The sequence below is a fragment of the Halococcus agarilyticus genome, assembly GCF_000334895.1.
GTDB classification, from domain to species: Archaea; Halobacteriota; Halobacteria; order Halobacteriales; family Halococcaceae; genus Halococcus; species Halococcus agarilyticus.
In genome coordinates, this window is record NZ_BAFM01000003.1 from 191,272 (window position 1) to 215,411 (window position 24,140).

The 24,140-nt window shown below is 67.0% G+C and carries 17 protein-coding genes; 10 read left to right on the forward strand and 7 right to left on the reverse strand.

Annotated features, from left to right (window positions below; genetic code table 11):
• Positions 1-32: 32 nt before the first annotated feature.
• Positions 33-1,178, reverse strand: coding sequence for an inorganic phosphate transporter (locus TX76_RS03965; protein WP_049899407.1), 1,146 nt, complete (start codon positions 1,176-1,178; stop codon positions 33-35).
• 270 nt (positions 1,179-1,448) lie between these two features.
• On the opposite strand from TX76_RS03965, the gene hisI reads away from it, so the two are divergent.
• Entirely contained in the window at positions 1,449-1,832 is a 384-nt protein-coding gene (gene hisI / locus TX76_RS03970) for a phosphoribosyl-AMP cyclohydrolase (protein ID WP_049899317.1), read from the forward strand.
• Positions 1,825-2,958: a DUF7118 family protein gene (locus TX76_RS03975; RefSeq protein WP_049899319.1), complete on the forward strand. Its 1,134-nt coding sequence runs from the start codon at positions 1,825-1,827 to the stop codon at positions 2,956-2,958. The genes hisI and TX76_RS03975 overlap by 8 nt, the downstream gene beginning before the upstream one ends.
• 39 nt (positions 2,959-2,997) lie before the next feature.
• Here TX76_RS03975 and glmM read toward each other — a convergent pair whose 3' ends face one another.
• The 3 genes from glmM to gyrB form a co-directional block, all read right to left on the reverse strand.
• Entirely contained in the window at positions 2,998-4,362 is a 1,365-nt protein-coding gene (gene glmM, locus TX76_RS03980; RefSeq protein WP_049899321.1) for a phosphoglucosamine mutase, read from the reverse strand.
• 395 nt (positions 4,363-4,757) lie between these two features.
• Entirely contained in the window at positions 4,758-7,211 is a 2,454-nt protein-coding gene (gyrA, locus tag TX76_RS03985; RefSeq protein ID WP_195155990.1) for a DNA gyrase subunit A, read from the reverse strand.
• A gap of 331 nt (positions 7,212-7,542) precedes the next feature.
• Complete coding sequence (gyrB, locus tag TX76_RS03990; protein ID WP_049899323.1) at positions 7,543-9,471, reverse strand: DNA topoisomerase (ATP-hydrolyzing) subunit B; 1,929 nt, start codon at positions 9,469-9,471, stop codon at positions 7,543-7,545.
• A 199-nt stretch (positions 9,472-9,670) separates the two neighbouring features.
• On the opposite strand from gyrB, the gene TX76_RS03995 reads away from it, so the two are divergent.
• Positions 9,671-12,070, forward strand: a complete 2,400-nt coding sequence (locus tag TX76_RS03995; RefSeq protein WP_049899325.1) for a DNA topoisomerase VI subunit B — start codon at positions 9,671-9,673, stop codon at positions 12,068-12,070.
• Between the two features lie 22 nt (positions 12,071-12,092).
• A complete protein-coding gene (locus TX76_RS04000) occupies positions 12,093-13,196 on the forward strand; it encodes a DNA topoisomerase IV subunit A (RefSeq protein ID WP_049899327.1) in 1,104 nt (367 codons plus the stop codon).
• Here TX76_RS04000 and TX76_RS04005 read toward each other — a convergent pair.
• Positions 13,193-14,185 carry a hypothetical protein gene (locus TX76_RS04005; RefSeq protein WP_049899328.1) on the reverse strand — a complete coding sequence of 331 codons (993 nt, stop codon included), beginning with the start codon at positions 14,183-14,185 and terminating at the stop codon, positions 13,193-13,195. The genes TX76_RS04000 and TX76_RS04005 overlap by 4 nt on opposite strands.
• 150 nt (positions 14,186-14,335) lie before the next feature.
• On the opposite strand from TX76_RS04005, the gene TX76_RS04010 reads away from it, so the two are divergent.
• From TX76_RS04010 to rqcH, 6 genes are all read left to right on the forward strand, one after another.
• Complete coding sequence (locus tag TX76_RS04010; protein WP_049899330.1) at positions 14,336-15,124, forward strand: PAS domain S-box protein; 789 nt, start codon at positions 14,336-14,338, stop codon at positions 15,122-15,124.
• Between the two features lie 152 nt (positions 15,125-15,276).
• The gene (locus TX76_RS04015) at positions 15,277-16,800 is read left to right on the forward strand and encodes a glutamate--cysteine ligase family protein (protein ID WP_049899332.1); all 1,524 of its coding nucleotides are present in this window, start codon (positions 15,277-15,279) and stop codon (positions 16,798-16,800) included.
• Between the two features lie 87 nt (positions 16,801-16,887).
• Positions 16,888-18,540 carry a tRNA uridine(34) 5-carboxymethylaminomethyl modification radical SAM/GNAT enzyme Elp3 gene (locus tag TX76_RS04020; protein ID WP_049899334.1) on the forward strand — a complete coding sequence of 551 codons (1,653 nt, stop codon included), beginning with the start codon at positions 16,888-16,890 and terminating at the stop codon, positions 18,538-18,540.
• Positions 18,541-18,883: 343 nt separating this feature from the next.
• A complete protein-coding gene (locus tag TX76_RS04025; protein ID WP_049899336.1) occupies positions 18,884-19,945 on the forward strand; it encodes an NAD(P)/FAD-dependent oxidoreductase in 1,062 nt (353 codons plus the stop codon).
• Between the two features lie 228 nt (positions 19,946-20,173).
• Positions 20,174-20,536, forward strand: a complete 363-nt coding sequence (locus TX76_RS04030) for a DUF4383 domain-containing protein (protein WP_228842296.1) — start codon at positions 20,174-20,176, stop codon at positions 20,534-20,536.
• Positions 20,537-20,613: 77 nt separating this feature from the next.
• Complete coding sequence (gene rqcH, locus TX76_RS04035) at positions 20,614-22,716, forward strand: ribosome rescue protein RqcH (protein ID WP_049899340.1); 2,103 nt, start codon at positions 20,614-20,616, stop codon at positions 22,714-22,716.
• A 28-nt stretch (positions 22,717-22,744) separates the two neighbouring features.
• Here rqcH and TX76_RS04040 read toward each other — a convergent pair whose 3' ends face one another.
• Positions 22,745-23,485 (reverse strand): SHOCT domain-containing protein, encoded by a 741-nt coding sequence (locus tag TX76_RS04040; RefSeq protein ID WP_049899342.1) that lies wholly within the window; start codon positions 23,483-23,485, stop codon positions 22,745-22,747.
• Positions 23,475-23,996, reverse strand: coding sequence for a zinc ribbon domain-containing protein (locus TX76_RS18260; RefSeq protein ID WP_228842297.1), 522 nt, complete (start codon positions 23,994-23,996; stop codon positions 23,475-23,477). Before TX76_RS18260 ends, TX76_RS04040 begins: the two co-directional genes overlap by 11 nt.
• Between the last annotated feature and the right edge of the window lie 144 nt (positions 23,997-24,140).

The window sequence follows — 24,140 nt, forward strand, 5'->3', positions numbered from 1 at the left end:
GCGACGACTCCCTTCTCCACGAACGGAGCGTACTACGCGCCGGTCACGATCGCGAGCAGGCGGTAGAACCCGAAGCCGACGGCGGTCGAACCGACGAGCGTCGCCAGCCACGCCGCGACCGTCACGCCGATCTTCCGACTCGATACCCCCGTGGAACCCACGACGAGGCCGCTCCCGATCACGCTCGAGATGATGATGTTGTTGAACGAGATCGGGATCCCGAGCGCGATCGCCGCCTGGGCGATGAGAAAGCCAGGGATCAGCGCGGCGATCGACCGCCGGACACCCAGCTGCGAGTACTCGCGCGAGACCGCCTGGAGGAGGCGTGGCGACCCCATCCACGCCCCGAGCAGGATCCCGGTCGCGCCGAGGCCGAGCAGGAAGATCCCCGGGGTGCCGAGCGAGTCGAACAGGGGTTCGAGCGGGCCGGTCGCGAGCCCGACCTGGCTCCCGCCGCTCGAAAACGCCACGATCGCGCCGAGCCCGATCAGGAACTGTCGGATGCCGGCATCGACCGACCGTCGCATCTGCCGGCGGACGGCGAGGAAGACCAGCGCGCCGAACACGAGGCTCGCGACCAGGCCCACGAGGTCGTACGTCCCGACGAGGTCGATCCCGCCGCCCGTCTGCCGAGAGACGAACCCCGCGAGCGTGCCCTGGCCGTCGGGGGCGGGGAAGATCGCGAGCCGGACGTTCGCGAGCACGACCCCGACGATCCCGGCGAGCGCCGACACCCCGATCTCCTCGGGCACGTCGTCACGGCGCAGCAGGGTCGCGGTCCCGTAGGCGATCGAGGCCGAGACGAACGGCACCGCGATCCAGAACGTCCCGAGGCGCTGGTAGGTGCCGAAGGCGGGGTCGCCGCCGAGCCCCAGCCCCGCGCCGACGATCGCGCCGGTCGTGGCGAACGCCGCCGGGATCGGGTAGCCGGTCTGGACGCCGACCGCGATGAACGCCGCCGCGGTGAGGAGGCCGGCGGCGGCCGCGAGCGGCGTGATCGAGACGCCGTTGATGAGGTCCTGACCGACCGTCTCGGAGATGCTCCCACCCTGAGCGACCGCGCCGAGCGCGGCGAACACACCGATGAAGAAGGCCGCACGCATCGTCGGGAGCGCGTTCGCGCCGACCGCGGGGGCGAAGGGTGGCGAGTTCGACGACGCACCGAGCGCCCACGCCATCCCGAGACTCGCGATCACCGCCACGACCACCACGAGCAGCGGTGCGGAGGTCTGCAGCACGGGGGCGAACACCACTACCGCTCACCCCGGTGGTGATCGTCGTCGAGCGGCGCGACCAACCGGTCATCGTACGACCGTTCCATGATTGTGAACGATGTGCATGCCGAACGAAAGAACTGTCGCTTGCGGCTGGCGACCGATCGACGCAGTCGCCGTCGCGCTCGGCGTTCGACACAAAAAGCCTATGGACGCGAGGCGGCCATCTCCGCTATGAGTCGGACGGATTCGGCCGCCGCCCCCGAACTCGATTTCGGTGCAGACGGGTTGGTTCCGGTCGTTGCCCAGGACAGCGACAGCCGCGAGATCCTGATGCTGGCCTACGCCTCCCCCGAAGCGGTCGAACGCACCCGCGAGACCGGGCTGGCCCACTACTACTCGCGCAGCCGCGAGGAGCTCTGGCAGAAAGGTGCGACCAGCGGTCACGTCCAGAACGTCACGGAAGTGCGGGTCGACTGCGACGGCGACGCGCTGCTCTACCTCGTCGAACAGGAGGGTGGAGCCTGCCATACCGGCCACCGGAGCTGTTTCTACCGCACGCTCGACGGCGAGCACGTCGGCGACCGTGTGTTCGATCCCGACGACGTCTATGAGTGAGACCGTCGCCGCATCCGACGACGTGGTCGCCGATCTCGAAGCCGCCCACGCGGCCTACGAAGAGACCGCCGACCACATCACAGACCACGGCGAGAGCGAGGTCCGAGCGGTCGCGGCGGCCCACGACCGGGCGACGACGTTGCTCGATCGGTACGACGGTCGCGCCACCGGAACGGGCGACTTCGAGGCGTTCATCGAGTTCCAGGAAGCCTACGAGTCGTTCGTCGACGACCTCGACGACGATCTCCCACACCGCGACGCGTTCGAGACGACCGCCGAGCGCTTCGACAAGCGCCGGCTCTCCGAGAGCGATTTCGCGGCCGCCCGCGAGACGCTCGCGCCCGCCGGCGATCTCGCGGACCTGCTCGCCGAGCGCGACGCACGCGCCGAGACATACCGCGACGCCCGCCGGGCGGTCGACGACCGGCTCGCGACGCTCGACGACCGTCTCGACGAACTGGAACGCATCCACAAACTCGGCGACGCCGATCTCGACGCGCCCGTGGCCGATCTTCGCGAGCCGATCGCCGCGTACGACGACCGCGTCGCCGAGGCGTTCGCGACGTTCGAGCGCGAGGCGAGCGCGCGCGAGTTCCTCGGACTGATCGCCACGACCGAACGGTATCCTCTCGTGGCGTTCGCTTCGCCGCCCGCGGAGCTCCGCGAGTACGTCGAAACCACTGCGGTGGGAAGCGAACCCGTTCCGACGCTGATCGAGTACGCCGATTACTCCCCCTCGAAGCTCGCGCACTACGTCGACGATCCGCAGGAGCTCAAACGTCACGTCGCCGTCCACCGGAGCTACCTCGAACGCATCGACAGCGAGCCGCTCGAAATCGGGTGGCCGCCGCCGTCAGCCGACGACCTCCGGTGGCGGGCCCGCGAGCTCGTCGCGGTCGTCGGTCGGTTCGCCGGCGAGGAGACGGTCGCGGCGCTCCGCGAGATACGGACGCTCGCGCGCGAAGACCGATACGAACGCCTCCGCAACGCCGCGCGGGCGCGCGCCGAACTCACGGCCGACGAGCGCGAGCGGCTGTCGAGCGGCGCGCTCGATCGCGAACTCGACGAGGCGCGTGCGGAACGCGACCGGCTCGCCGCGGCGCTCGACGACCATCCACCGCTCTGACGCGCGATTCGTCTTTTGACGCGACAGCTCGACAAAGGATTACGCGTCGGCCAGTGCGGCGTCGAGCGCCGTTTCGAGATCGTCGGCGAGCTCGTGTGCGCGGTCGGCCTCGCGCGCCTCGGCGTAGATCCGCACGACCGGCTCGGTGCCGCTCTCGCGGGCGAGCACCCACGCGTCGCCGAAGTCGAGGCGGTAGCCGTCGGTCGTATCGAGATCGCCGGAGTTCGCTTCGGCGTGGCGAGCGACCGCGGCGAGCAGCGCCTCGCGCTCGGCGTCCGATCCGTAGCCGACCGTGGTCCGAACGTTGTGGTAGCCGCCGACGTCGGCGACCACCTCGCTCGCCGGTCGCTCGGCGATGAGTTCGAGGAAGCGGGCGGCGGTGTATGCGCCGTCGCGGGCGAGTCGGTATGCTGGGAAGAGCACGCCGCCGTTGCCCTCGCCCGCGACCGGTACCGACTGCCCCTCGCTTTCGAGATCGCGCACCCGAGAGATGATCTGCGTGCTCCCGACCGGGGTGCGTTCGAGCGTCGCGCCCGCCTTATCGGCCACGTCGACGAGGCGCTGGGAGGCCGTGACCGCCGAGACGGTCGTGGCGTCGCTGTCGAGCACGCCGGCGGCGAGCACCGCGAACGTGGCGTCGCCCTCGACGTACTCGCCGTGCTCGTCGAAGAAGATCGCCCGATCGGCGTCGCCGTCGTGGGCGATCCCCACGTCGGCGTCGGCGGCGCGCACCAGGCGACCGAGGCCGGCGAGGTTCTCGGGCACCGGCTCGGGGTCTCGGCCCGGGAACCGGCTGTCGGGCTGGGCGTTCACCGTGACGACCGAACACCCGAGCTCGCGGAAGATCGCAGGGCTGGTCAGCGCGCCAGCGCCGTGGCCCGGATCGAGCGCCACCGTCAGGTCCGCGCCCGCGATCCGGCCGCGGTCGACGGCGTCCACCACTTCCTCGATGTAGGACTCCCGATATCCATCTACCGTTCGCGCGTCGCCGGTCCCGTCCCACCGTGCGCGGGCGAACCCGTCCTCGTCGAGCGCCGTCTCGACGCGCTCTAACTCCTCGACCGGGAGTTCGATCCCGTCCTCGCCGACGAGTTTGATCCCGTTGTACTCCGCCGGGTTGTGCGAGGCGGTGATCATCACCGCCGGGACGACTTCGTCCTCGGCGTACAGCTGGACCGCCGGCGTCGGGAGCACACCCAGCCGATCGACGTCACAGCCGACGCTCTGTAACCCGCTCACGACGGCGTTCGCGAACATCTCGCCGGTCGCGCGCGTATCGCGACCCACCGCGACTCGCTCACCGCCGACGACCGTGCCGACCGCCATTCCCACCCGGAGACAGAACTCCGGCGTCACCGTCTCGTTCGCGACCCCGCGGATCCCACTCGACCCGAACAGTTCCATTCGGTCGGCGTTCCGGACCCGAGTTACAAATCGCTTCCGGACCCCACCTTTTTACTGCGGGGGGATCGCGCTCGCTGCGCTCGCGCGACCCCCCCACTTGCAAAAATGTGGATCAAAAACCTCCGCTCGCTCCCTGCGGTCGCTCGCGGTAGAACTACTGGCGACTACCGCAAACCGCTCCGCCACCGCACAGCACCGCCCGAGCCCTCGACACTCCCTCCGGTCGTGCCTCGCCCTCGATCCGCCAGGAGAGCAACGCTCTCCTGAGCCCTGTGGTCGCGGAGCGACCGCAGGACGCCAGGTCCGCACCACAGCCGCCTGACGGCGCAGCCACTCACGCCGCCCATCGAGACACGAAAAACCGCTGCTTGGCGGATCGGGAACCCGTCAGGTGATCAGTCGCTGCCGGAGAGAACGTCCACGCAGGCCACGTGGTCGCCGTCGTCGAGCTTCATGACTGTGACGCCCATCGTGTTCCGGCCCACGGTCGAGATGTCGCCGACCCTCGTGCGCATGATCTGGCCGCCCTCGCTCATCACCACGAGATCGTCGTCGGCCGTCGCGGCCTCGATCGCCGTCACACGGCCGTTCCGATCGTTGGTCTTGATGTCCTTCAGCCCCTTGCCGTAGCGTGACTGGGTGCGGTACTCGCCCATCGGCGTTCGCTTGCCGTAGCCGTTCTCGGTGACGGTCAGCAGGTCGGCGTCGTCGCTCGCGGCGACCACGCCCACGGCCGCGTCGTCGCCCGTGAGCTTGATCGCGTTCACGCCGCGCGCGCTCCGGCCCATCTCCCTCGCTTCTCCCTTCGGGAACCTGATCGCCATCCCCTGCCGGGTGGCGATCAGGAGATCGTCGTCGTCGCCGTTCTTCGCGGTGACCTCGACGTCGACGAGTTCGTCGCCCTCCTCCAACCGGGTGGCGATCAGCCCGTTCGAGTGGATGTTGTCGAAGTCGGTCGCGCAGGTGCGTTTGACGTAGCCCTCGCGCGTGACCATCGTGAGGCACTCCTCCGCGCCGAGGTCGTCGGTCGCCACCACCGCGGTGATGTCCTCGCCGTCGTCGAGATCGACGAGGTTGATCGCCGACTTCCCGCGGGCGGTCCGGCCCATCTCGGGCACCTCGTACACCTTCAGCCGGTAGACGTACCCCTGGTTGGTGAACGCGAGCAGGTAGTCGTGGGTGTTCGCCCGGAACACCGTCGAGACCCGATCGCCCTCCTTCAGCTTCGTCCCGATGATCCCCTTCCCGCCCCGGCCCTGGGCGTCGAACTCGCTCGCGGGCATCCGCTTGATGTAGTCGTTCTCGGTCATCACCACGATGACCTCCTCGTCGGGGATGAGGTCCTCGCGGGTCACGGTCCCGTAGTCCTCGACGATCCGGGTCCGGCGGTCGTCGGCGTATTCGTCTCGGACCTCGCGGAGCTCCTCGGTGATGACCCGATCGAGCTCGGCGTCGCTCGCGAGAATCGTTTCGAGGCGCTCGATCTCGGCCTCGACGGCCTCGTGCTCGTCCTCGATCTCCTCGGCTTCGAGCGCGGTCAGACTCCCCAACTGCATCCGCACGATGTGGTCGGCCTGGCGCTCGGAGAACTGGTAGGCCTCGCGGAGCGCCGCCTTCGCCGCGTCGCGGTCCTCGGCGTCACGGATTCGTTCGACGACGTCCTCGGCGTGTTCGAGCGCGGTCAGCCGCCCCTCCAGGATGTGGGCGCGCTCCTCGGCCTCATTGAGATCGTGTTCGGAGCGTCGCCGGACGACCTCACGGCGGTGGTCGAGGTAGTGGCCGAGGAGTTCCTTCAGGTCGAGCACCTGGGGCTCGCCGTCGACCAGCGCGAGGTTGATGACGCCGAAGGTCTTTTCGAGGCAGTGTTCGAGCAGCTGGTTTTCGACGACATCGGTCAGTGCGCCCCGCTTGAGTTCGACCACGATCCGGATGCCATCCCGGTCGGATTCGTCGCGAAGGTCCGAGACTCCTTCGAGCGTGCCGTCGTTGACGAGATCGGCGACGTGCTCGACGAGCTTGGCCTTGTTCTGCTGGTAGGGGAGTTCGGTGATGACGATCCGCTCCCGATCTCCCATCTCCTCGATCTCGTAGCTCGCGCGCATTCGAACCCGGCCGCGACCGGTGGTGTACGCCGAGTGGATCGCCTCGCGCCCGACGATTTCGGCACCGGTCGGGAAGTCCGGGCCCTTGACGTACTCCATCAGGTCCTCGACCTCGCAGTCGGGGTTCTCGATGAGATGGATCGTGGCGTCGATCACCTCGCCCAGATTGTGCGGTGGGACGTTCGTGCTCATTCCGACGGCGATGCCCGACGAGCCGTTGACGAGGAGGTTCGGGTACGCGGCGGGGAGGACGCCTGGCTCTTCGAGGCGGTCGTCGTAGTTCGACTGGAAGTCGACGGTGTCCTTGCCGAGGTCCGCGAGCAGTTCCTCCGAAATCGGACTCATCCGGGCCTCGGTGTATCGCATCGCGGCGGGCGGATCGCCGTCGACGGAGCCGAAGTTGCCCTGGCCATCGACCAGGGGCGCGCGCATCGAGAAGTCCTGGGCCATCCGCGCGAGCGCGTCGTAGATCGCGCTGTCGCCGTGGGGGTGGTAGTCGCCCATCGTGTCGCCGACGACGGAGGAGGACTTCCGGTGGCCGGAGCCGCTGGTGACGCCCTCCTCGTGCATCGCGTAGAGGATGCGCCGGTGGACGGGTTTGAGGCCGTCGCGGACGTCCGGGAGCGCGCGTCCGGCGATGACGCTCATCGCGTAGTCGATGTACGACTGTTCCATCTCGTCCTCGATCCGGACGGCCTCGATGTCCGCGGCTGCGTCCGGATTGGATTGGGGGATGTCTGAGCTCATGAGTCAGTTTTCAGGGGAAGTTTCGAAACGGGTGGTTGTGGCGAGCCAGCCGCCGCGCGGCGGCGTGGCGGTCGCGGTGCGGGCCTGGCGGATGAAGGGCGAGGCGCGCGAACGAGGCCAGAGGCCGAGTGAGTAGCGACCGAAGGGAGCGCGCGGCGAGGGCTTCGGCGGTGCTGTGCGGTTGCGGAAAGCGCCAGCAGCCCTACCGCGAGCGACCGCAGGGAGCGAGCGGGCCAAGGACCGACCGTAGGGAGGGACGCAGGCTTTTTCCCCAAGTTTTTGCCAGCGAAGGAGCGAGCGCTAGCGAGCGACTGAGCGCAGCAAAAAGTGGTCATATGTCCACCCAGTCGGCGTCGGTCGCGTGGCTCTTGATGAACTCCCGGCGGGGTTCGACGGAGTCGCCCATCAGCACCGAGAACATCTTGTCGGCGGCGGCGGCGTCTTCGAGGGTGATCTGCTTGAGAATGCGGTTCTCGGGGTTCATCGTGGTCTCCCAGAGCTGGTCGGGGTTCATCTCGCCGAGGCCCTTGAACCGCTGGACCTGGTCCGGCGTCCCGCCACAGACCTCCTCGACGATCCGATCGCGCTCGGCCTCGGTCATCGCGTCGTAGGTCTCGCCACCGTTGCGCACCCGATAGAGGGGTGGCTGAGCGGCGTAGACGTAGCCGGCCTCGATCAGCGGCGTGAGGTAGCGATAGAGCAGGGTGAGGTAGAGCGTCCGGATGTGCGCGCCGTCGACGTCGGCGTCGGTCATGATGACGATCTTCTGATACCGCACGTCCTCGATGTCGAACTCCTCGCCGACGCCAGCGCCGATCGCGGTGATGAGGTTCCGGATCTTGTCGTTTTCGAGGATCCGATCCAATCGGTGTTTCTCGACGTTGAGAACTTTGCCGAAGAGTGGGAGGATCGCCTGGAACTCCCGATTGCGGCCCTGTTTCGCGCTCCCGCCTGCCGAATCGCCCTCGACGATGAACAGTTCGGCTTCTTCGGGATCGCGGGTCTGACAGTCGGCGAGCTTGCCTGGGAGGGCGGTGGATTCGAGCGCCGACTTCCGGCGGGTGAGTTCCTCGGCCTTCTTCGCCGCCCGGCGGGCCTTCGCAGCTTCGACCGCCTTGCTGATGGCTGCCTTCGCGGTGTCGGGGTGTTCCTCGAAGTAGGTGTCGAGGTGTTCGTGGACCGCGCTCTCGACGATCCCCCGGACCTCGCCGTTGCCGAGCTTGGTCTTGGTCTGGCCCTCGAACTGCGGATCGGGATGTTTGACCGAGATGACGGCAGTGAGCCCCTCGCGGATATCGCTTCCCTTGAGATTCTCGCCGTCGAGCGGTTTGAGAAGACCGTTGTCGCCGGCGTAGTCGTTGACGACCCGCGTCAGCGCGGTCTTGAACCCGGTGAGGTGAGTGCCGCCTTCACGAGTGTTGATGTTGTTGGCGAAGGCGTGTATCGACCCTTGGAGTTCGTCGGTGGTCTGCATCGCCACCTCGACCGCGACCTCGCCGTCCTCGACCGCGGCGGCGTCCTCGAAGTAGATGACGTCCTCGTGGAGCGCGCTTTTGGACTCGTTCAAGTAGACCACGAACTCCCGGATCCCGCCGTCGTACCGGAACCGTTCGCGCGATTCGTCGCGCTCGTCGTGGAGTTCGATCTCGACGCCGGAGTTGAGGAAGGCGAGCTCGCGGAGCCGGTTCGCGAGCGTCGAGGCGTCGAACGCCGTGGTGGAGAAGATGGCGTCGTCCGGCCAGAACTGGAGCTCGGTGCCGGTCTCTTCGTCCTCGTCGAGGTCACGGACGCGCTCGATCTCGCCCTCGGGTGCGCCGTGGTCGAAGCGCTGTTTCCAGACCGCGCCGTCGCGCTTGACCGTCACTTCGACCCACTTCGAGAGCGCGTTCACCACCGAGACGCCGACGCCGTGGAGGCCGCCGGAGACCTGATAGGACTCCTTGTCGAACTTCCCACCGGCGTGGAGCACGGTCATGATGACTTCGAGGGCGGACTTGCCGTCCTCGTGCTCGTCGACCGGGATGCCACGACCGTCGTCGGTGACGCTGACCGACGGGTCCTCGTCGTCGTGGATCGTGACCTCGATCGAGTCGCAGTGGCCGGCGAGCGCCTCGTCGATGGCGTTGTCGACCACCTCGTAGACCAGATGATGGAGACCGCGAGCGTCGGTCGAGCCGATGTACATCGCCGGGCGCTTTCGAACTGCTTGGAGCCCTTCGAGTACCTGAATCTGTCCGGCTCCGTACTCGTCGTGAGACATTGAATCTACCGTCGGTAGGTCTCCAGGAACAATAAAACCCTCGCACGCGCGCGAGCGCGCACGCTGCCGCCGTCACTCGGTTTTCGCCGCTCGATAGTGCGATGTGGCCCCCGGCGACACTACCGAGCGGGGACGGATACTTTCACTTCCGGGGAGCTATCGCGGGGTTTTACCTCGCCCGGCCCGCAGAAGAGGTACAATGCCCTCGCTCCAGTCGACGCTCGACGAGGAGGGGGTCGCCGCCGAGCTCGCGGAGGGCCAGCGCGCGATCTCCATCGCCGAGTTCTTCGAGAAGAACAAGCACATGCTCGGGTTCGACAGCGGAGCCCGGGGCCTCGTCACCGCCGTCAAGGAGGCCGTCGACAACGCCCTCGACGCCGCCGAGGAGGCCGGCCACCTCCCCGACATCTACATCGAGATCGAAGAGGTCGGCGACTACTATCGTCTGGTGGTCGAGGACAACGGGCCAGGGATCACCGCCGACGAACTCCCGAAGGTGTTCGGCAAACTCCTCTATGGCTCCCGGTTCCACAAGCGCGAACAGGCTCGGGGCCAGCAGGGGATCGGCATTTCGGCGGCGGTGCTTTACTCCCAGCTCACCAGCGGCAAGCCCGCGAAGATCACGAGCCGGACACAGGGCAGCGAGGACGCCAAATACTTCGAGCTCATCATCGACACCGACACCAACGAGCCCGAGGTCTCGGTCGACGAGACGACGACGTGGGATCGGCCGCACGGCACACGGATCGAGCTCGAAATGGAGGCGAACATGCGCGCGCGCTCCCAGCTCCGGGATTACGTCAAGCACACCGCGGTCGTGAACCCCCACGCCCGGATCGAGCTCCGCGAGCCGAACGGCGAGTTCAAGGCCGAGCGCGCGACCGACCAGCTTCCCGCCGAAACCGAAGAGATCCGCCCGCATCCCCACGGTGTGGAGCTCGGCACCCTGCTCAAGATGCTCGATTCGACCGACTCGTACAGCGTTTCGGGGTTCCTCCAGGGGGAGTTCACCCGCGTCGGGGGAAAAACGGCGACGGGCGTGATCGAGCGGTTCAACGATCACCACTACGGCCGCGAGATGGCGTGGCAAACCCCGAAATCCCACGACGTCGCCGATGTCGAAGCCGCCGTCGCGGACGCGGTGGCGAACAAGGGGCGCGAGGCGACCGACGCGTTCGCGAGCCACGTGGCCGAAAGCGTCGCCGAGCACGATCGGCTCGCTCACCACGAACTCACCGAACTCGTCGCGGCCGCTGCCGACGCTGCCGAAGCCGACACGGGGACCGCCTTCGGGGACACGGTACAGGGGAAGGCCGTCGGCGCAGCCTGGAACACGGTCCGAACCGACCTGAACGCCGATCTCTACGCGCTGGTCGACGACGCGACGAGCACGCGGAAAGACGATGCTGTCATCGAGTCGTTCGCCGAGCGGTTGAGTGCGAAATTCGACAGCAGCGACGGGGACGGAAGTAGGGAACGGGACCGTCTGACCCGCGACACCCTCCGGGGATACGTCGACCGGGCTGCGGATATGACCGCCGAGCGCGACGATGTCTCCTTCGGCGGGACTGCACGCGAGAACGTGGTCGACGCGATCTGGGACGTCTGTCGCACCGTGCCGGACGAGCCACCGAACGTGCAAGCGATCGCCGACGATCGCGATATCGCGAGCGCGTTGCTCGACGCGATGCGCGAGACCGACATCATCGCGCCGCCGACGGACTGTCTCTCGCCCATCACGGCGGACCTCGTCCGATCGGGGCTCGAAAAGGAGTTCGACGCCGACTTCTACGCATCCGCGACGCGGGACGCCGGCGTTCACGGCGGCGACCCGTTCATCGTCGAAGCGGGGATCGCCTACGGCGGCGAGCTCGCCGCGGAGGGTGGCGTCGAACTGCTGCGCTTTGCGAACCGCGTCCCGCTGGTCTACCAGCGCGGGGCGTGTGCGACCACCGACGTGCTGAAGGGGATCGGCTGGCGGAACTACGGGTTGGATCAGCCAGGCGGCTCGGGTCTTCCCAACGGTCCCGCCGTCGTCATGATCCACGTCGCCTCGACGAACGTGCCCTTCACTTCGGAGTCGAAGGACGCGATCGCGAACGTCCCCGAAATCGAAGACGAGATCGAGCTCGCGGTCAGGGAGGCCGCCCGCGAGCTGAAGAGCTACCTCAACAAACGCCAGTCGATGCAGCAACGCCGAGAGAAACAGGACGTGCTCTCGACGGTCCTGCCGGAGATGGCCGAAAAACTCGCTGACGTTACCGAACGCGAGCAGTTGGAGATCGACGACTCGCTCGCGCGGATCATGAACAACGTGCTCGTCGAGCGCCACGTCGAGGACAGTAGGGTAAAGCTCGTCGTCGAGAACCACTCCGGAACCAACGAATCACCCGACGTGACCGAGATCGTCTCGGCGGAACCGTCGGCGGTCTCGGACGGCGCGCGCGTGGTCGAGATGGACGGCGAGTGGTTCATCAAGTGGTCGCCCGAGGTGGGAAGCGACGACGAGACCGTCCTCGAATACGAGATCGACGGCGACGCCAGCTTCGATCTCGACGTCACCGGCGTCGAGAGCGAGAAACTCACGAACAACGCCTGAAAACACTGATATCACCACTCTCATGAGCACCGATACACCACCCGATATCGACGAATCGGCGCGCGAGCGGCTGATCGACCTCGCCGCCGACTTCTACGACCAGTTCGCCGCGGGCGAGATCCCCGAAATGGAGATCCCGACGCGGACGAAATCGAACATCGAGTACGACGAGGAGAGCGACGTCTGGGTGTACGGCGACCGCCAGAGCACCCGGAGCGCGAACTCGGTCCGCGGCGCGCGCAAGCTGCTGAAGGCGATCTACACCATCGAGTTCCTCGCCGACCAGCTCGACGAAGATCGCTCGTCGACCCTGCGGGAACTCTACTACCTCTCGGAAAGCTGGGACGAGGAGGAGGCCCAGTTCAACGATCAGGACGAGTCGAATCAGCTGGTCGAGGACTTGGAAATCGTCTCGGAGGTGACCCGCGAGGACTTCCACATGCGCCCGGAGGAATCCGGTGCGACCCTGATGGGACCGCTCCACCTCCGCGAGCAAACTCGCCGGGGCGAGCGCGACATCCACTGTCAGGAGGACGTCGGCGAGGGGGGTTACCAGATCCCGAACAACCCCGACACCATCGAGTTCCTCGATCACGACGCCGAGTTCGTGCTCTGTGTCGAGACGGGTGGGATGCGCGATCGGCTCGTCGAAAACGGGTTCGACGACGACTACGGGACGATCGTCGTCCACCTCAAGGGTCAGCCGGCGCGCGCGACCAGACGCATCACCAAACGCCTCCACGACGAACTCGATCTTCCCGTGGTGGTGTTCACTGACGGCGACCCGTGGAGCTATCGGATCTACGGGTCGGTGGCCTACGGCTCGATCAAGTCCGCGCATCTCTCGGACTATCTCGCCACGCCGGAGGCCCAGTTTATCGGAATCCAACCCAGCGACATCGTGGAGTATGACCTCCCGACGGACCCGCTCAGCGACTCGGATATCAATGCCCTCGAAAGCGAGCTCACCGATCCACGGTTCCAGACCGACTACTGGCGCGAGCAGATCGAACTCCAGCTCGACATCGGGAAGAAGGCCGAACAGCAGTCGCTCGCCGCTCGTGGGTTGGACTTCGTCACCGACACCTACCTGCCCGAGCGCCTCGACGCGATGGGCGTGCTCTAAGCCGACAGGTCGAAGCGGAGTTCACACGAGAGCTCCGATTCCGGACCCCCCGTCTCGGCGGTGTGTTCGAACGTCTCCGTGTAACGGTACGTTCCCGGACTCGGCGGTGCGGTGTGGGACGGATGGGTGTCGGTCGTCGGCGAGAGCACCTCGTACTGTCGGGCGACCGTCTCGCCCGGTTCGATCGTGACCTGTCGACCGATGGCACACACCCTCATTTCGTTCCCCTCGAAGCTGATGCAGCCCTCCTCCTCGTAGGGTCGCCAGAGCAGGAATCGCTCGTCGGTGTCGACCGCCCCGACGAAGACCGCCCCGAACGGCGGAACCGTTCCCGCGAACACCGCTTGTCTTTCGGACCCGCCGTTGGTCAACGAGAGTTCGAGCGCGCCGGGATCGTCGGGCGTCACCGCGGCATCGAGCACCCGCGCCCCGAACTCGACGGCCGGCGGTGCGTCCGGATCCTGTTCGTAGAGTCTGAGTCCACGGTGTGTCGCGACGTCGTCCGTCGAGAAGCCGGTGAAGAGGTCCACCCCGTCGAGCGTTTCGCGGAGCCCGTCGGGGAGCGTATCGGCACGCCACTCGCCGGTCTGGATAGCGGTCTCGACGGCCTCACGGACGGGCTCCGGTTCCACCTCGTCGATCGTCCGGACGGTGAGCTCCCGTCCGGTGCGCTCCTCTTCGCGCTCGACGGCGGCCTCGGAATAGGACGACCGCACTGCGAGCACGTACCGGTGGTCGGGACCGTCGGTTTCCTGCGAGACGGCGAGGTTCTCGATACGGTAGCCGGTGGCGTCGCCGTCCGGCGTGGTCGTCGGTGTGTCTCCCGGTGCGGTCGCTGTCGAGCGCGTGGACGGGTCCGTTGCCGGCGGTGATCCGTTCGCTATCGTCGTCGTCCGTTGATCCGTGCTCGACGCCTGGCCGCCCGAGCGTCCGCCGGCACAGCCGGCCGTCACCCCGACGAGTCCCGCGAGGAGGGCGCGGCGATGCATACATCACTCTCCTGTCGGATCGGCAAGTGCTTTTGGTTCGATCGGACCCCGTCATGCCCGATCCGAGCCCCGTGCCGGGCGTTCACCGAACTGCCGCACATATGTCACGCCATGCCGAGCTTATAATAACCCGCGTCGACAACGGACGGCATGGAAGCCACGGCGACCGTGCTGCTGGTGGACGACGAGCCAGGCGTCGCCGAGACCGCGGCCGCGTTCGTCGAGCGGGCGAACGGATCGCTCACGACCACGACCGCGACGAACCCGACGGCGGCGCTCGATCGGTTCGAGGAGAACGGGATCGACTGCGTCGTCAGCGACTACGACATGCCCGGGATGGACGGGCTCGCGCTGTTCGAGGCGGTCGCCGAGCGGGACACCGAGACACCGTTCATCCTGTTCACCGGGAAGGGATCGGAGGAGGTCGCGAGCGAGGCCATCTCGCTCGGCGTCACCGACTACCTCCAGAAGGAGACCGGCACCGAGCAGTACGAGGTGCTCGCGAACCGGATCGAGAACGCCGTCGCCGCACGCCGCGCCACCGAACGCCTCGATCGGTACGAGACGATGATCGAGTCCGTCGACGACGGGCTCTACACGGTCGACGCCGAGGGCCGGTTCACCGCGGTCAACGACTCGTTCGTGGCGCTGACGGGCTACGACCGCTCGTCGCTCGTCGGGAACGACGTCTCGGTGCTGAAGGACGACGAGACCGTCGAGCGGTTCGAGGAGTGTGTTCGGCGGATGCTGCGCGACGACCGGAACGAGGCGTACGTCGAGTTCGACCTCCGGACCGCGGCGGGCGAGGTGATCCCGTGTGAGGATCATCTGGTGTTGCAGACCGACGCCGGGGAGTACGCCGGTGTGGCTGGCGTCGTTCGTGACGTCTCCGGGCGCGAGCGGCGCGAACCCGACCACGAACGCGATCGAGGTGGATGAGGCGGGTGCGCTGACCGGTTCGAGAAGCGACAGTGCCGTCGGGACCGACGCCGGTCGGACGGGTGGCCGACCGTCCAGCGACGCGGGAGCCGTCCAGCCCCGCCACGGGGTGAGCCGCGGGGTTAAAGACGCTCGCTCGCACACGGCGAGGCATGTCAGGCTCGGATCTCGCGGCGGCGGTCGAGGACGTGCTCGCGGTCGACGCGGGCGACTTCCGGAGCCGCGCCGAGGACGAAGCCGCGGTCATCAAGGAGGAACTCGACGCGGGGACGTTCGACAACCCCCAGGCGATCGTGGGGCTCGAATACGAGTTCTACGCCGTCGACCGCGAGACCAGCGCCCTCGCGCGCGTCCCACGCCGCCTGCTGGAGTTCATCGGGTTCGAGAAGGAGCTCGGACTCCACAACGCCGAGATGTGCACCAGCCCCCAGCCGCTCAACGCCTACGGGCTCGCCGCCCAGGAGGCCGAGGTCAACGCCAGGCTCCGGACCGCGCTCGACTGCGTTCGTTCCTCCGGCCTCCGGCTGGTCAGCGACGGGATGTGGACCATCCCTCCCGAAGGCGAACCCACGGGCCAGTATCTCGGACGGAGCGTCGAGGATCGTGGGGTTCGGATCGCCTCGAACATGAGCGATTCGGTGAGATACCACGCGATGGCGAACACCGCGGGCGCGGACGCGGTCGGGATGAACGTCGGCGCGCCCCACGTCTCGCTGTCGGCCGACACCGTGATGCCCGAGAGCCTCATCACCTCGATCCAGCCCCACTATCAGGTCCCCCACGCCGACGACCTGCCCGAGTACTTCCAGTACGCGCTCCGGATCGCGGGCCCGCTGCTCGCGCTCGGCGTCAACTCCCCGTTCTTCCCGCCGGATCTCTACGACGACGCGCCCGCCGAGCGGATCCTGGATGACGGCTGGATGAGCCACCGGATCCACGTCTTCGAGGCGATCCTCAATCCCGACGGCGGCACCGGGAAGGTCCGGTTCCCCCGTGATCTCGACTCGGTCGAGGAGGCGGCCGATCGGATCGCGGCCGACGACACCATCGTCCCGATGCCGATCGAGGAATCGAACCGGTTCGACGACGCCTTCGCCACCTTCCGGCAGAAACACGGCACCTACTGGCGGTGGGTCCGGCCGGTGTTCGAGGGCGCGAGCAAATCCGCCGCGAACGCCCGGATCGAGTTCCGCCCGATCGCGGGCCAGCCCACAGTCAGAGACGCCATCGCCTTCCAGGCCGTCTTCGCCGGCCTGATGGAGAGCCTGACGCGCCGCGAACACCCGGTAGCGAGCCTCGACTGGCAGGACGCCCACGAGAACTTCTACGCCGCGATGCACGACGGCCTCGACGCCGAGCTGACGTGGGTCACGAACGACGGGCGCGAGACCCACTCATACGACGAGATCTACGCCGACATCTTCGACCACGCGAAGGACGGGCTCTCCTCCCGTGGACTCTCCGAGGACGAGGCCGCGAAGTACCTCTGGCCGCTGCGCCAGCGCGCGCGCCGCCGGACCACGCCGGCCGACTGGAAGCGCCGCGAGGTCCAGGAACGGCTCGCCGACGGCGACGAGTTCGCGGCGGCGGTCCACGGGATGCAGCGCGCGTACATCGATCGCCAGGCCGACACCGTCATCGGCGACAGCAGTTTCGCCGACTGGCTCGACGACTGAGGGCGGTCGGCGAAACCGCTCCGGAGCGGACAGCCACCCGAACAACAGGCTTATTCGCGCGACGCGGCGATCTCTTCCAACGACCCGATGAGCACCGAGACGACCGATCCGACCGAAAGCGAGGCGTTCGAGCGGACCTGTGAGGCGCTGATCGAGCGGGTGCTGGAGGGCGACCTCGAACGCGACGGCGTCGAGGCCGCAAAGCGCGAGGCATGTGCGGAGTTCTCCTCGCCGAAGGTGCCGAAGAACTCCGAGATCCTCGATCGTGCGCCCGAGGGCCGCCGCGAGGAGTTAGAGAAGGTGCTCCGACGAAAACCCGTTCGGACCGCTTCCGGGGTTTCGCCGGTGGCGATCATGACCTCGCCGCAGGGCTGTCCCCACGGCAAGTGTCTCTACTGTCCCGGCGGTCCCGACTCGGAGTTCTCGAGCTCGCAGAGCTACACCGGCCACGAGCCCGCCGCGGCGCGCGGCGTCCAGAACGAGTACGATCCCTACGGCCAGGTCACGCTCCGGCTCAACCAGCTCCGCGAGATCGGCCATCCCGTCGACAAAGTGGAGTTGATCCTGATGGGCGGAACGATGACTGCGCGGAGCCACGACTACCAGGAGTGGTTCGTCAAGCGCGCACTGGAGGCGATGAACGACTTCGATCCCGACGCCGAACCCCATCCCTCCGAGACCGAGAGCTTCGCCCAGGACCCCGAGGAGTACGACTTCGAGTACCTCGAAGACGTGATCGCCGAAAACGAGCGCGGGCGAGTCAGGAACATCGGGACGACGTTCGAGACCAAACCCGACTGGTGTGACCCCGAGCAGATCGACCGGATGCTCGACCTCGGCGGGACGAAGGTCGAGGTCGGGGTCCAGACGACCTACGACGAGATCAATCGGGCGATGCACCGGGGTCACGGCACGCAGGCCTCCGTCGACGCCAACCGCAGACTCCGGGACGCGGGGTTCAAAGTCGGCTTCCACATGATGCCCGGCCAGCCCGGGATGGACCGGGAGATGTGCATCGAGGATTTCAGACGGCTGTTCGAGGAGTCCGAATGGCGGCCGGACTACCTCAAGATCTACCCGATGCTGATCGTTCGCGGCACGGCGACCTACGACATGTGGCGACGCGACGACTTCGAGCCGCTCGGAAATGAAGAAGCCGCCGAGCTGGTCGCCGAGATCAAGTCGATGATTCCGAAGTACGTCCGGCTCCAGCGGGTCCAGCGCGACATTCCGGCGGACTTCATCGACGCGGGTGTCTGGAAGTCGAACCTCCGCCAGCTCGCGCGCCAGCGGATGGCCGACCACGGCTGGACGTGTGACTGTATCCGGTGTCGCGAGGTCGGGATGAACGACGAACCCCCACAGAACGTCGAGCGCGACGTTCTGACCTACGAGTCCGGTGGCGGTACGGAACAGTTCATCAGTTACGAGGATCCCGACCGCGACCTCCTCGTGGGGTTCTGTCGGCTCCGCTTCCCGAACGACCCCGTCCGACGTGAGCTACGGAACGCGGCGATCGTGCGCGAACTCCACGTCTACGGTCCGATGGTCGAAGTGGGTGGGTCGAGTGCGGACTGGCAGCACAACGGCTACGGCGGCAAACTCCTCGGTCACGCCGAGTCGATGGCCGCCGACGCCGGGTTCGACAAACTCAGCGTCATCAGCGGTATCGGCGCGCGCGAGTACTACCGTGATCGAGGCTATCATCAGGACGGTCCCTACGTCTCCAAGCAGGTGTGAGCGGTCCCGACCGCGCTCGGTACGTTCGAACTGCTCGACGAGGCGGACCGGGTCACGGACCGATCACCGGATGAACCGACCGACGGCGGAGCGGTCGCCGGTCGAAACGGTCGTGCGAGCGGTATACATACCCGGAATCGGCCAATTCATTTATTATGGTGGCGCAAGAGGACGGTAGTGGGGCGAGGTCATATGGGTGATGCCACGCAACGGACCGCAACCCCGTGGTGCGGAGTCGGTTTCGCGTTTCGGACGTTGATTCTGTACGGTCTATAGCGATCGCTGATCGATCACGATCCCCCGACGACGGCAAGTTAAGCGATCCGAGTTCGTAGGTGAGTCGATGACCGATCACGGGAACGGGCGAGACGAGGCGGTCGCCATCGTCGGCGCGGGTGCGGCGGGTGCGGGGGCGGCGTACGCACTGCGAGACACCGCGATCGACGTCACCGTCTTCGAGAAGAGTCGTGGAGTCTGCGGCCGCGCCGCCACCCGCCGCAAACACGGCTGTCGGTACGACCATGGCGCGAACTACTTCAAAGACGAAGACGCCCGAGTAACCGAACTCGTCACGGAGGACCTCGACACCGAGGGCCTAGCGGAGGCCGAGGGACCGGTCTGGACGTTCGACGCCGACGGAACCATCAGCGAGGGCCGCGACGCCGACGACCACAAGTGGACCTACCGCGCGGGGATCACCCAGCTCGCGAAACGGCTGTTCGACCGGACGGATGCCACGATCGAGAAATCGACTCGCGTCGGCGGTATCGAGCACGTCGACGGGGGCTGGACGCTTGCGGACACCGACGGCACTGATCTCGGCCGGTTCGATTCGTTGCTCCTCACCCCGCCAGCACCGCAGACCGCCGACCTGCTCGCGGCCACCGAGTGGAACGACGATCTCCGCAACGACCTCGAAACCGCCGTTCGGGACGTGTCCTTCCGGCCGACCATCACTGCGGTCCTGCACTACCCCTTCGAACTCGATCGGCCGTACTACGCGCTGGTGAACACCGACAAGGACCACGAGATCGGCTGGTGCTCGCGCGAGGAGTGCAAACCAGGCCACGTCCCCGACGGCGAGAGCCTGCTGATCGTCCAGCTGGGGGCTGACTGGTCGGCCGACCGGATCGACGATCCGCCCGAGGGCGTCACGACCGACGCGGCCGATCTCACCGCCGATCTGCTCAACGACGATCGACTCGCCGATCCGGACTGGACCGACTTTCAGGGGTGGCGCTACGCCCAGCCAGGCGACACGGTCGCGTCCGAACCGCTCGACCGCGCCAAAGGCCACGACCTCTTCTTCGCTGGCGACTGGGTCGCGGGCGAGGGGCGAGTCCATCTCGCGCTCCGGAACGGGCTCGACACCGGCGAGCGGATCGCCGATCGGCTGGAATCGTAGTCTCTGATTATTGGCACACCGAGTCGGCTTCCTTCACGAAGTTCGGTGACGACGGCTGATCCGTTTCCGACGAATCCCGTCACGAATGAGAACCGCAGGCCACACCCTCCCCAGCCGATTCGCTCCGCTCACTCCGTTCGCTCCGCTCATCCCTCGCACGAGTCGCGCTTCGCGCTCCCGCGCGCCACCGCCGATGGGGTTATGCCACTGGCGCGCATGGTCGAAGCGATGACCGAAGAGACACCGACTCGACAGGATCGGTTCGCGACCAGGCTCGGACTCTTTCTCACGGCCGTCGGCGTCCGGGGGCTCTCGCGCGAGCGCGTCCTCGGCCTCGTGGGAATGAACCGACTGCACGCGGTCGAACACATCGCGGTCGGCGTCGGGGGGATCGCCGCGGGGGCGTCCCGGCGCGGACGGGCGTATGCGGGTTTCGTCGCCGTCGCCCTCTTCGCCGAGGTCGTGCTCGGAGTTCTGCCGTGGACGAAGGAGTGGTTCCGCGACCTGTTCAACGCGGACCGCCGGACGACCGCCGTCCAGTTGGTGGTGGCGCTCGTCTCGTTCCGGGCGTTCCGCAGCGACAGCGAGTGAGAATTGGCGGATCGATGCCGGCACCGACGTCCCGCACGTAGCGACACCCATTTTTCTGGGCCGTCCGGAGGCCGGGTATGGACCCGAAGCGCGAGCTCACCAGCGTCGACCTCGCCGCCCTCGTCACCGAACTCGGGACGTACGCGGGCGCGAAGCTCGACAAGGCCTATCTCTACGGCGACGACCTTCTCCGATTGAAGCTCCGGGACTTCGACCGCGGTCGTGTCGAGCTTTTGATCGAGGTCGGCGAGACCAAGCGCGCTCACGTCGTCGATCCCGACAACGTCCCCGACGCGCCCGGCCGCCCGCCAGGCTTCGCGAAGATGCTCCGGAACCGACTCTCCGGCGCTGACTTCGCGGGCGTCTCGCAGTTCGGCTTCGATCGCGTGCTCACGTTCGAGTTCGAGCGCGAGGACCAGAACACGACGATCGTCGCCGAACTGTTCGGCGAGGGCAACGTCGCGGTGCTCGACGCGAACGACGAGGTGGTCGACTGCCTCAACACCGTTCGCCTCCAGTCGCGGACGGTCGCGCCCGGCGCGACCTACGAGTTTCCCTCCTCACGCTTCGATCCGTTCGCGGTCGATCGTGACGGGTTCGCCGCGCGGATGGTCGAGTCGAACACCGACCTCGTGCGGACGCTCGCCACCCAGCTCAACTTCGGCGGGCTGTACGCCGAGGAGCTGTGTACCCGCGCGGGCGTCGAGAAGGAACTTGCGATCGAGGACGCGGACGAGGCGGAGTTTTCGGCGCTCTACGAGGCGACCGAGCGCCTCGCCGACCAGCTGTCGAGCGGCGCGTTCGAGCCCCGACTCTATCATGAGGACGACCAACCTGTGGACGTGACGCCGTTCCCGCTGGAGGAACGCGCCGACCTCAGTAGTGACGGATTCGACTCGTTCACCGCGGCGCTCGACGCGTACTTCGTGGCGCTCGACACCACCGAGGACGAGGAGGGCGGTGGCCGGGAGCGTCCCGATTTCGAGGACGACATCGAACGGCAAGAACGGATCATCCAACAGCAGGAGAACGCGATCGAGGACTTCGAGGACCAGGCCGACACGGAGCGCGCGAAGGCCGAGTCGCTGTACGCCCACTACGATCTCGTCGACGAGATCCTCTCGACCGTCCGAAACGCACGCGAGCAGGGCACCGGCTGGGAGGACATCGAGGACCGATTTGCGGAGGGGGCCGATCGCGGGATCGCGGCGGCTGAGGCCGTTTCGGGCGTCACGCCGAGCGAGGGGACTGTAACTGTGAAAATCGACGGTCGGTCGGTCGAACTCGATCCACGAAACGGCGTCGAGCAGAACGCGGACCGCCTCTACAAGGAGGCAAAGCGCGTCGTGGGCAAGAAGGAGGGCGCGGAGGAGGCAGTCGCCGAGACTCGCGAAGAGCTCGAAGCGCTCGAACGCCGCCGCGACCAGTGGGAATCCGACGACGAGGGAGAGACCGAATCGGGCGACACCGACGAGGAGCAGGAGAACATCGACTGGCTCACCCGTCGATCGATCCCGGTCAGACAGAACGAGCAGTGGTACGAGCGGTTCCGGTGGTGCCGCACGAGCGACGACTTCCTCGTGCTCGGCGGGCGCAACGCCGATCAGAACGAGGATCTCGTGAAGAAGTACCTCGAACGCGGCGATCGCTTCTTCCACACCCAGGCCCGCGGCGGCCCGGTCACGGTGTTGAAGGCGACGGGACCGAGCGAGCCCACGAAAGAGATCGACTTCCCCGAATCGACGCTCGAAGAGACTGCCCAGTTCGCGGTCTCGTACTCGTCGGTCTGGAAGAACGGACGGTTCGCTGGCGACGCGTACATGGCGAGCCCGGATCAGGTCTCGAAGACGCCCGAGAGCGGCGAATACCTCGAAAAGGGAGGGTTCGCGGTGCGGGGCGATCGCACGTACTTCGAGGACACCCCCGTGGGCGTCGCGATCGGGATCGTCTGCGAGCCCGAGACCCGCGTGATCGGTGGACCGCCGGCGGCGATCGAGCCGCGCGCCGAAACGTCGATCGCCGTCGAGCCGGGCCAGTACGCCCAGAACGACGCCGCGAAGCGCCTCTATCGGGAGTTCCGCGAACGGTTCGCGGACACGTCGTTCGTCCGGAAGGTCGCGAGTCCGGACCTGATCGCTGAGTTCCTGCCACCCGGTGGCAGCCGGACGGTCGAGGAGTGACTGGCGAGGGGCGCGCCGTCGCTAGGACTCAGCGCGATCGTTCGGTCTCGGCCGGCTCGCGCCAGTGGTTCCCTTCGACGCCTTCGCTTTCGAGCAGGCGTTCGAGCCGGCGTTCGAACTCCGCCTCGCCGATCTCCCCACGGGCGTAGCGCTCGCGAAGCGCCGCCAGCGCGTCCGTTTCAGCCGTGTCTTTCTCCGTTCCCACGGACCGACTGCTCGATGGCGTTCGACTCGCACCACCGGAGCTGGAAACGAGCTCGTCGGCGACGTCGGCTGCGACCGGGATTCGGTTGGTTTTACCCTGGTAGGCCGTGAGGATCAGGAACGCCCAGAGCCCGATCGTCACCAGCGAGAGGAGCCCGTTCAGCAACCCGGCGATCGGATCCAAACCGACGGCGACGAACGCCACACTCGCCACGAGATCCGCGACGGCGAGCCCACCGAAGACCGCGATGCTTTGTGCGGCGTGAAATCGAACGAACCGATCGTCGTCCTCAATCAGGTAGAGCACGATCCCGGAGACGAATCCGAGAACGTACGAGAGTGCGGCCGCGACGTTCGACTCCAGGCCGGTGCCGCCGGTCGTGCGGGTCGTCGAGTTCGACGGCCGGCCGAACCTGTCGGTTGAATCGATCGTGCCACCCATCGAGCGGTTGTACTGCTCGTTGCGGACGCCACAGTGCGGGCAGACCTCCGCCCGCACCTTGATCGCCTCGCCACAGTGGCGGCAGAACACTTCGTCGGGGTTGCGTTCGCGTTCAGAACTCATGGGCCGACTGGGTTGATTCCTGGTTGGTTCGTTCTGCGGTGCGGTAGGCGTCGTAGATGCTGTACCCCCAGATGAGCGGCGTGGTGAGGAGTCCGATCAGGACGAACATCGCGAGCACGGAGAAAAACATGAGCACCATCAGCCCGATGCCCTTGCCGATCTCGCCGTTGTAGATCTGGCCGGCTCCGGTCCAGACTGCCGAGGCGAGCGCCGCGAGACCGGGGCTTTTCTCCTGACTGGTCGACGGTGGCGGGCGCTGTCTGACGCCACACTCCGGGCAGATCTCCGCCGCCGATTTGATCGGGACGCCACAGCTCCAACAGTAAACTTCGTCCGAGCCGAGTGGTTGTTTCGTTGTCGCCCCATCGATCGATCGTTCGCCCGGCGCAGCCTCTCGCGATCGCTCGTTCGTCGCGTCCGCTTCGAGGGTCGACTCACCCACATCGGCTCCCGGCTCACCGCCGTCCGACGCGAGTGAGCGATCGGCGTTCGAGTTCGTTGTGCCGTCCATCGGCTGTCATCCGTGAATCAGTTCGCACCGGCATAACTCTTGTTTCGCCTTTCTGTGTCCCGTGGCCTCAGCGGTCCGAGTGGGCTATCGAAAAGTGGCTTCTCAGAGCCCGAAGCCACCGATACGTATATCTCCTCGCCGATC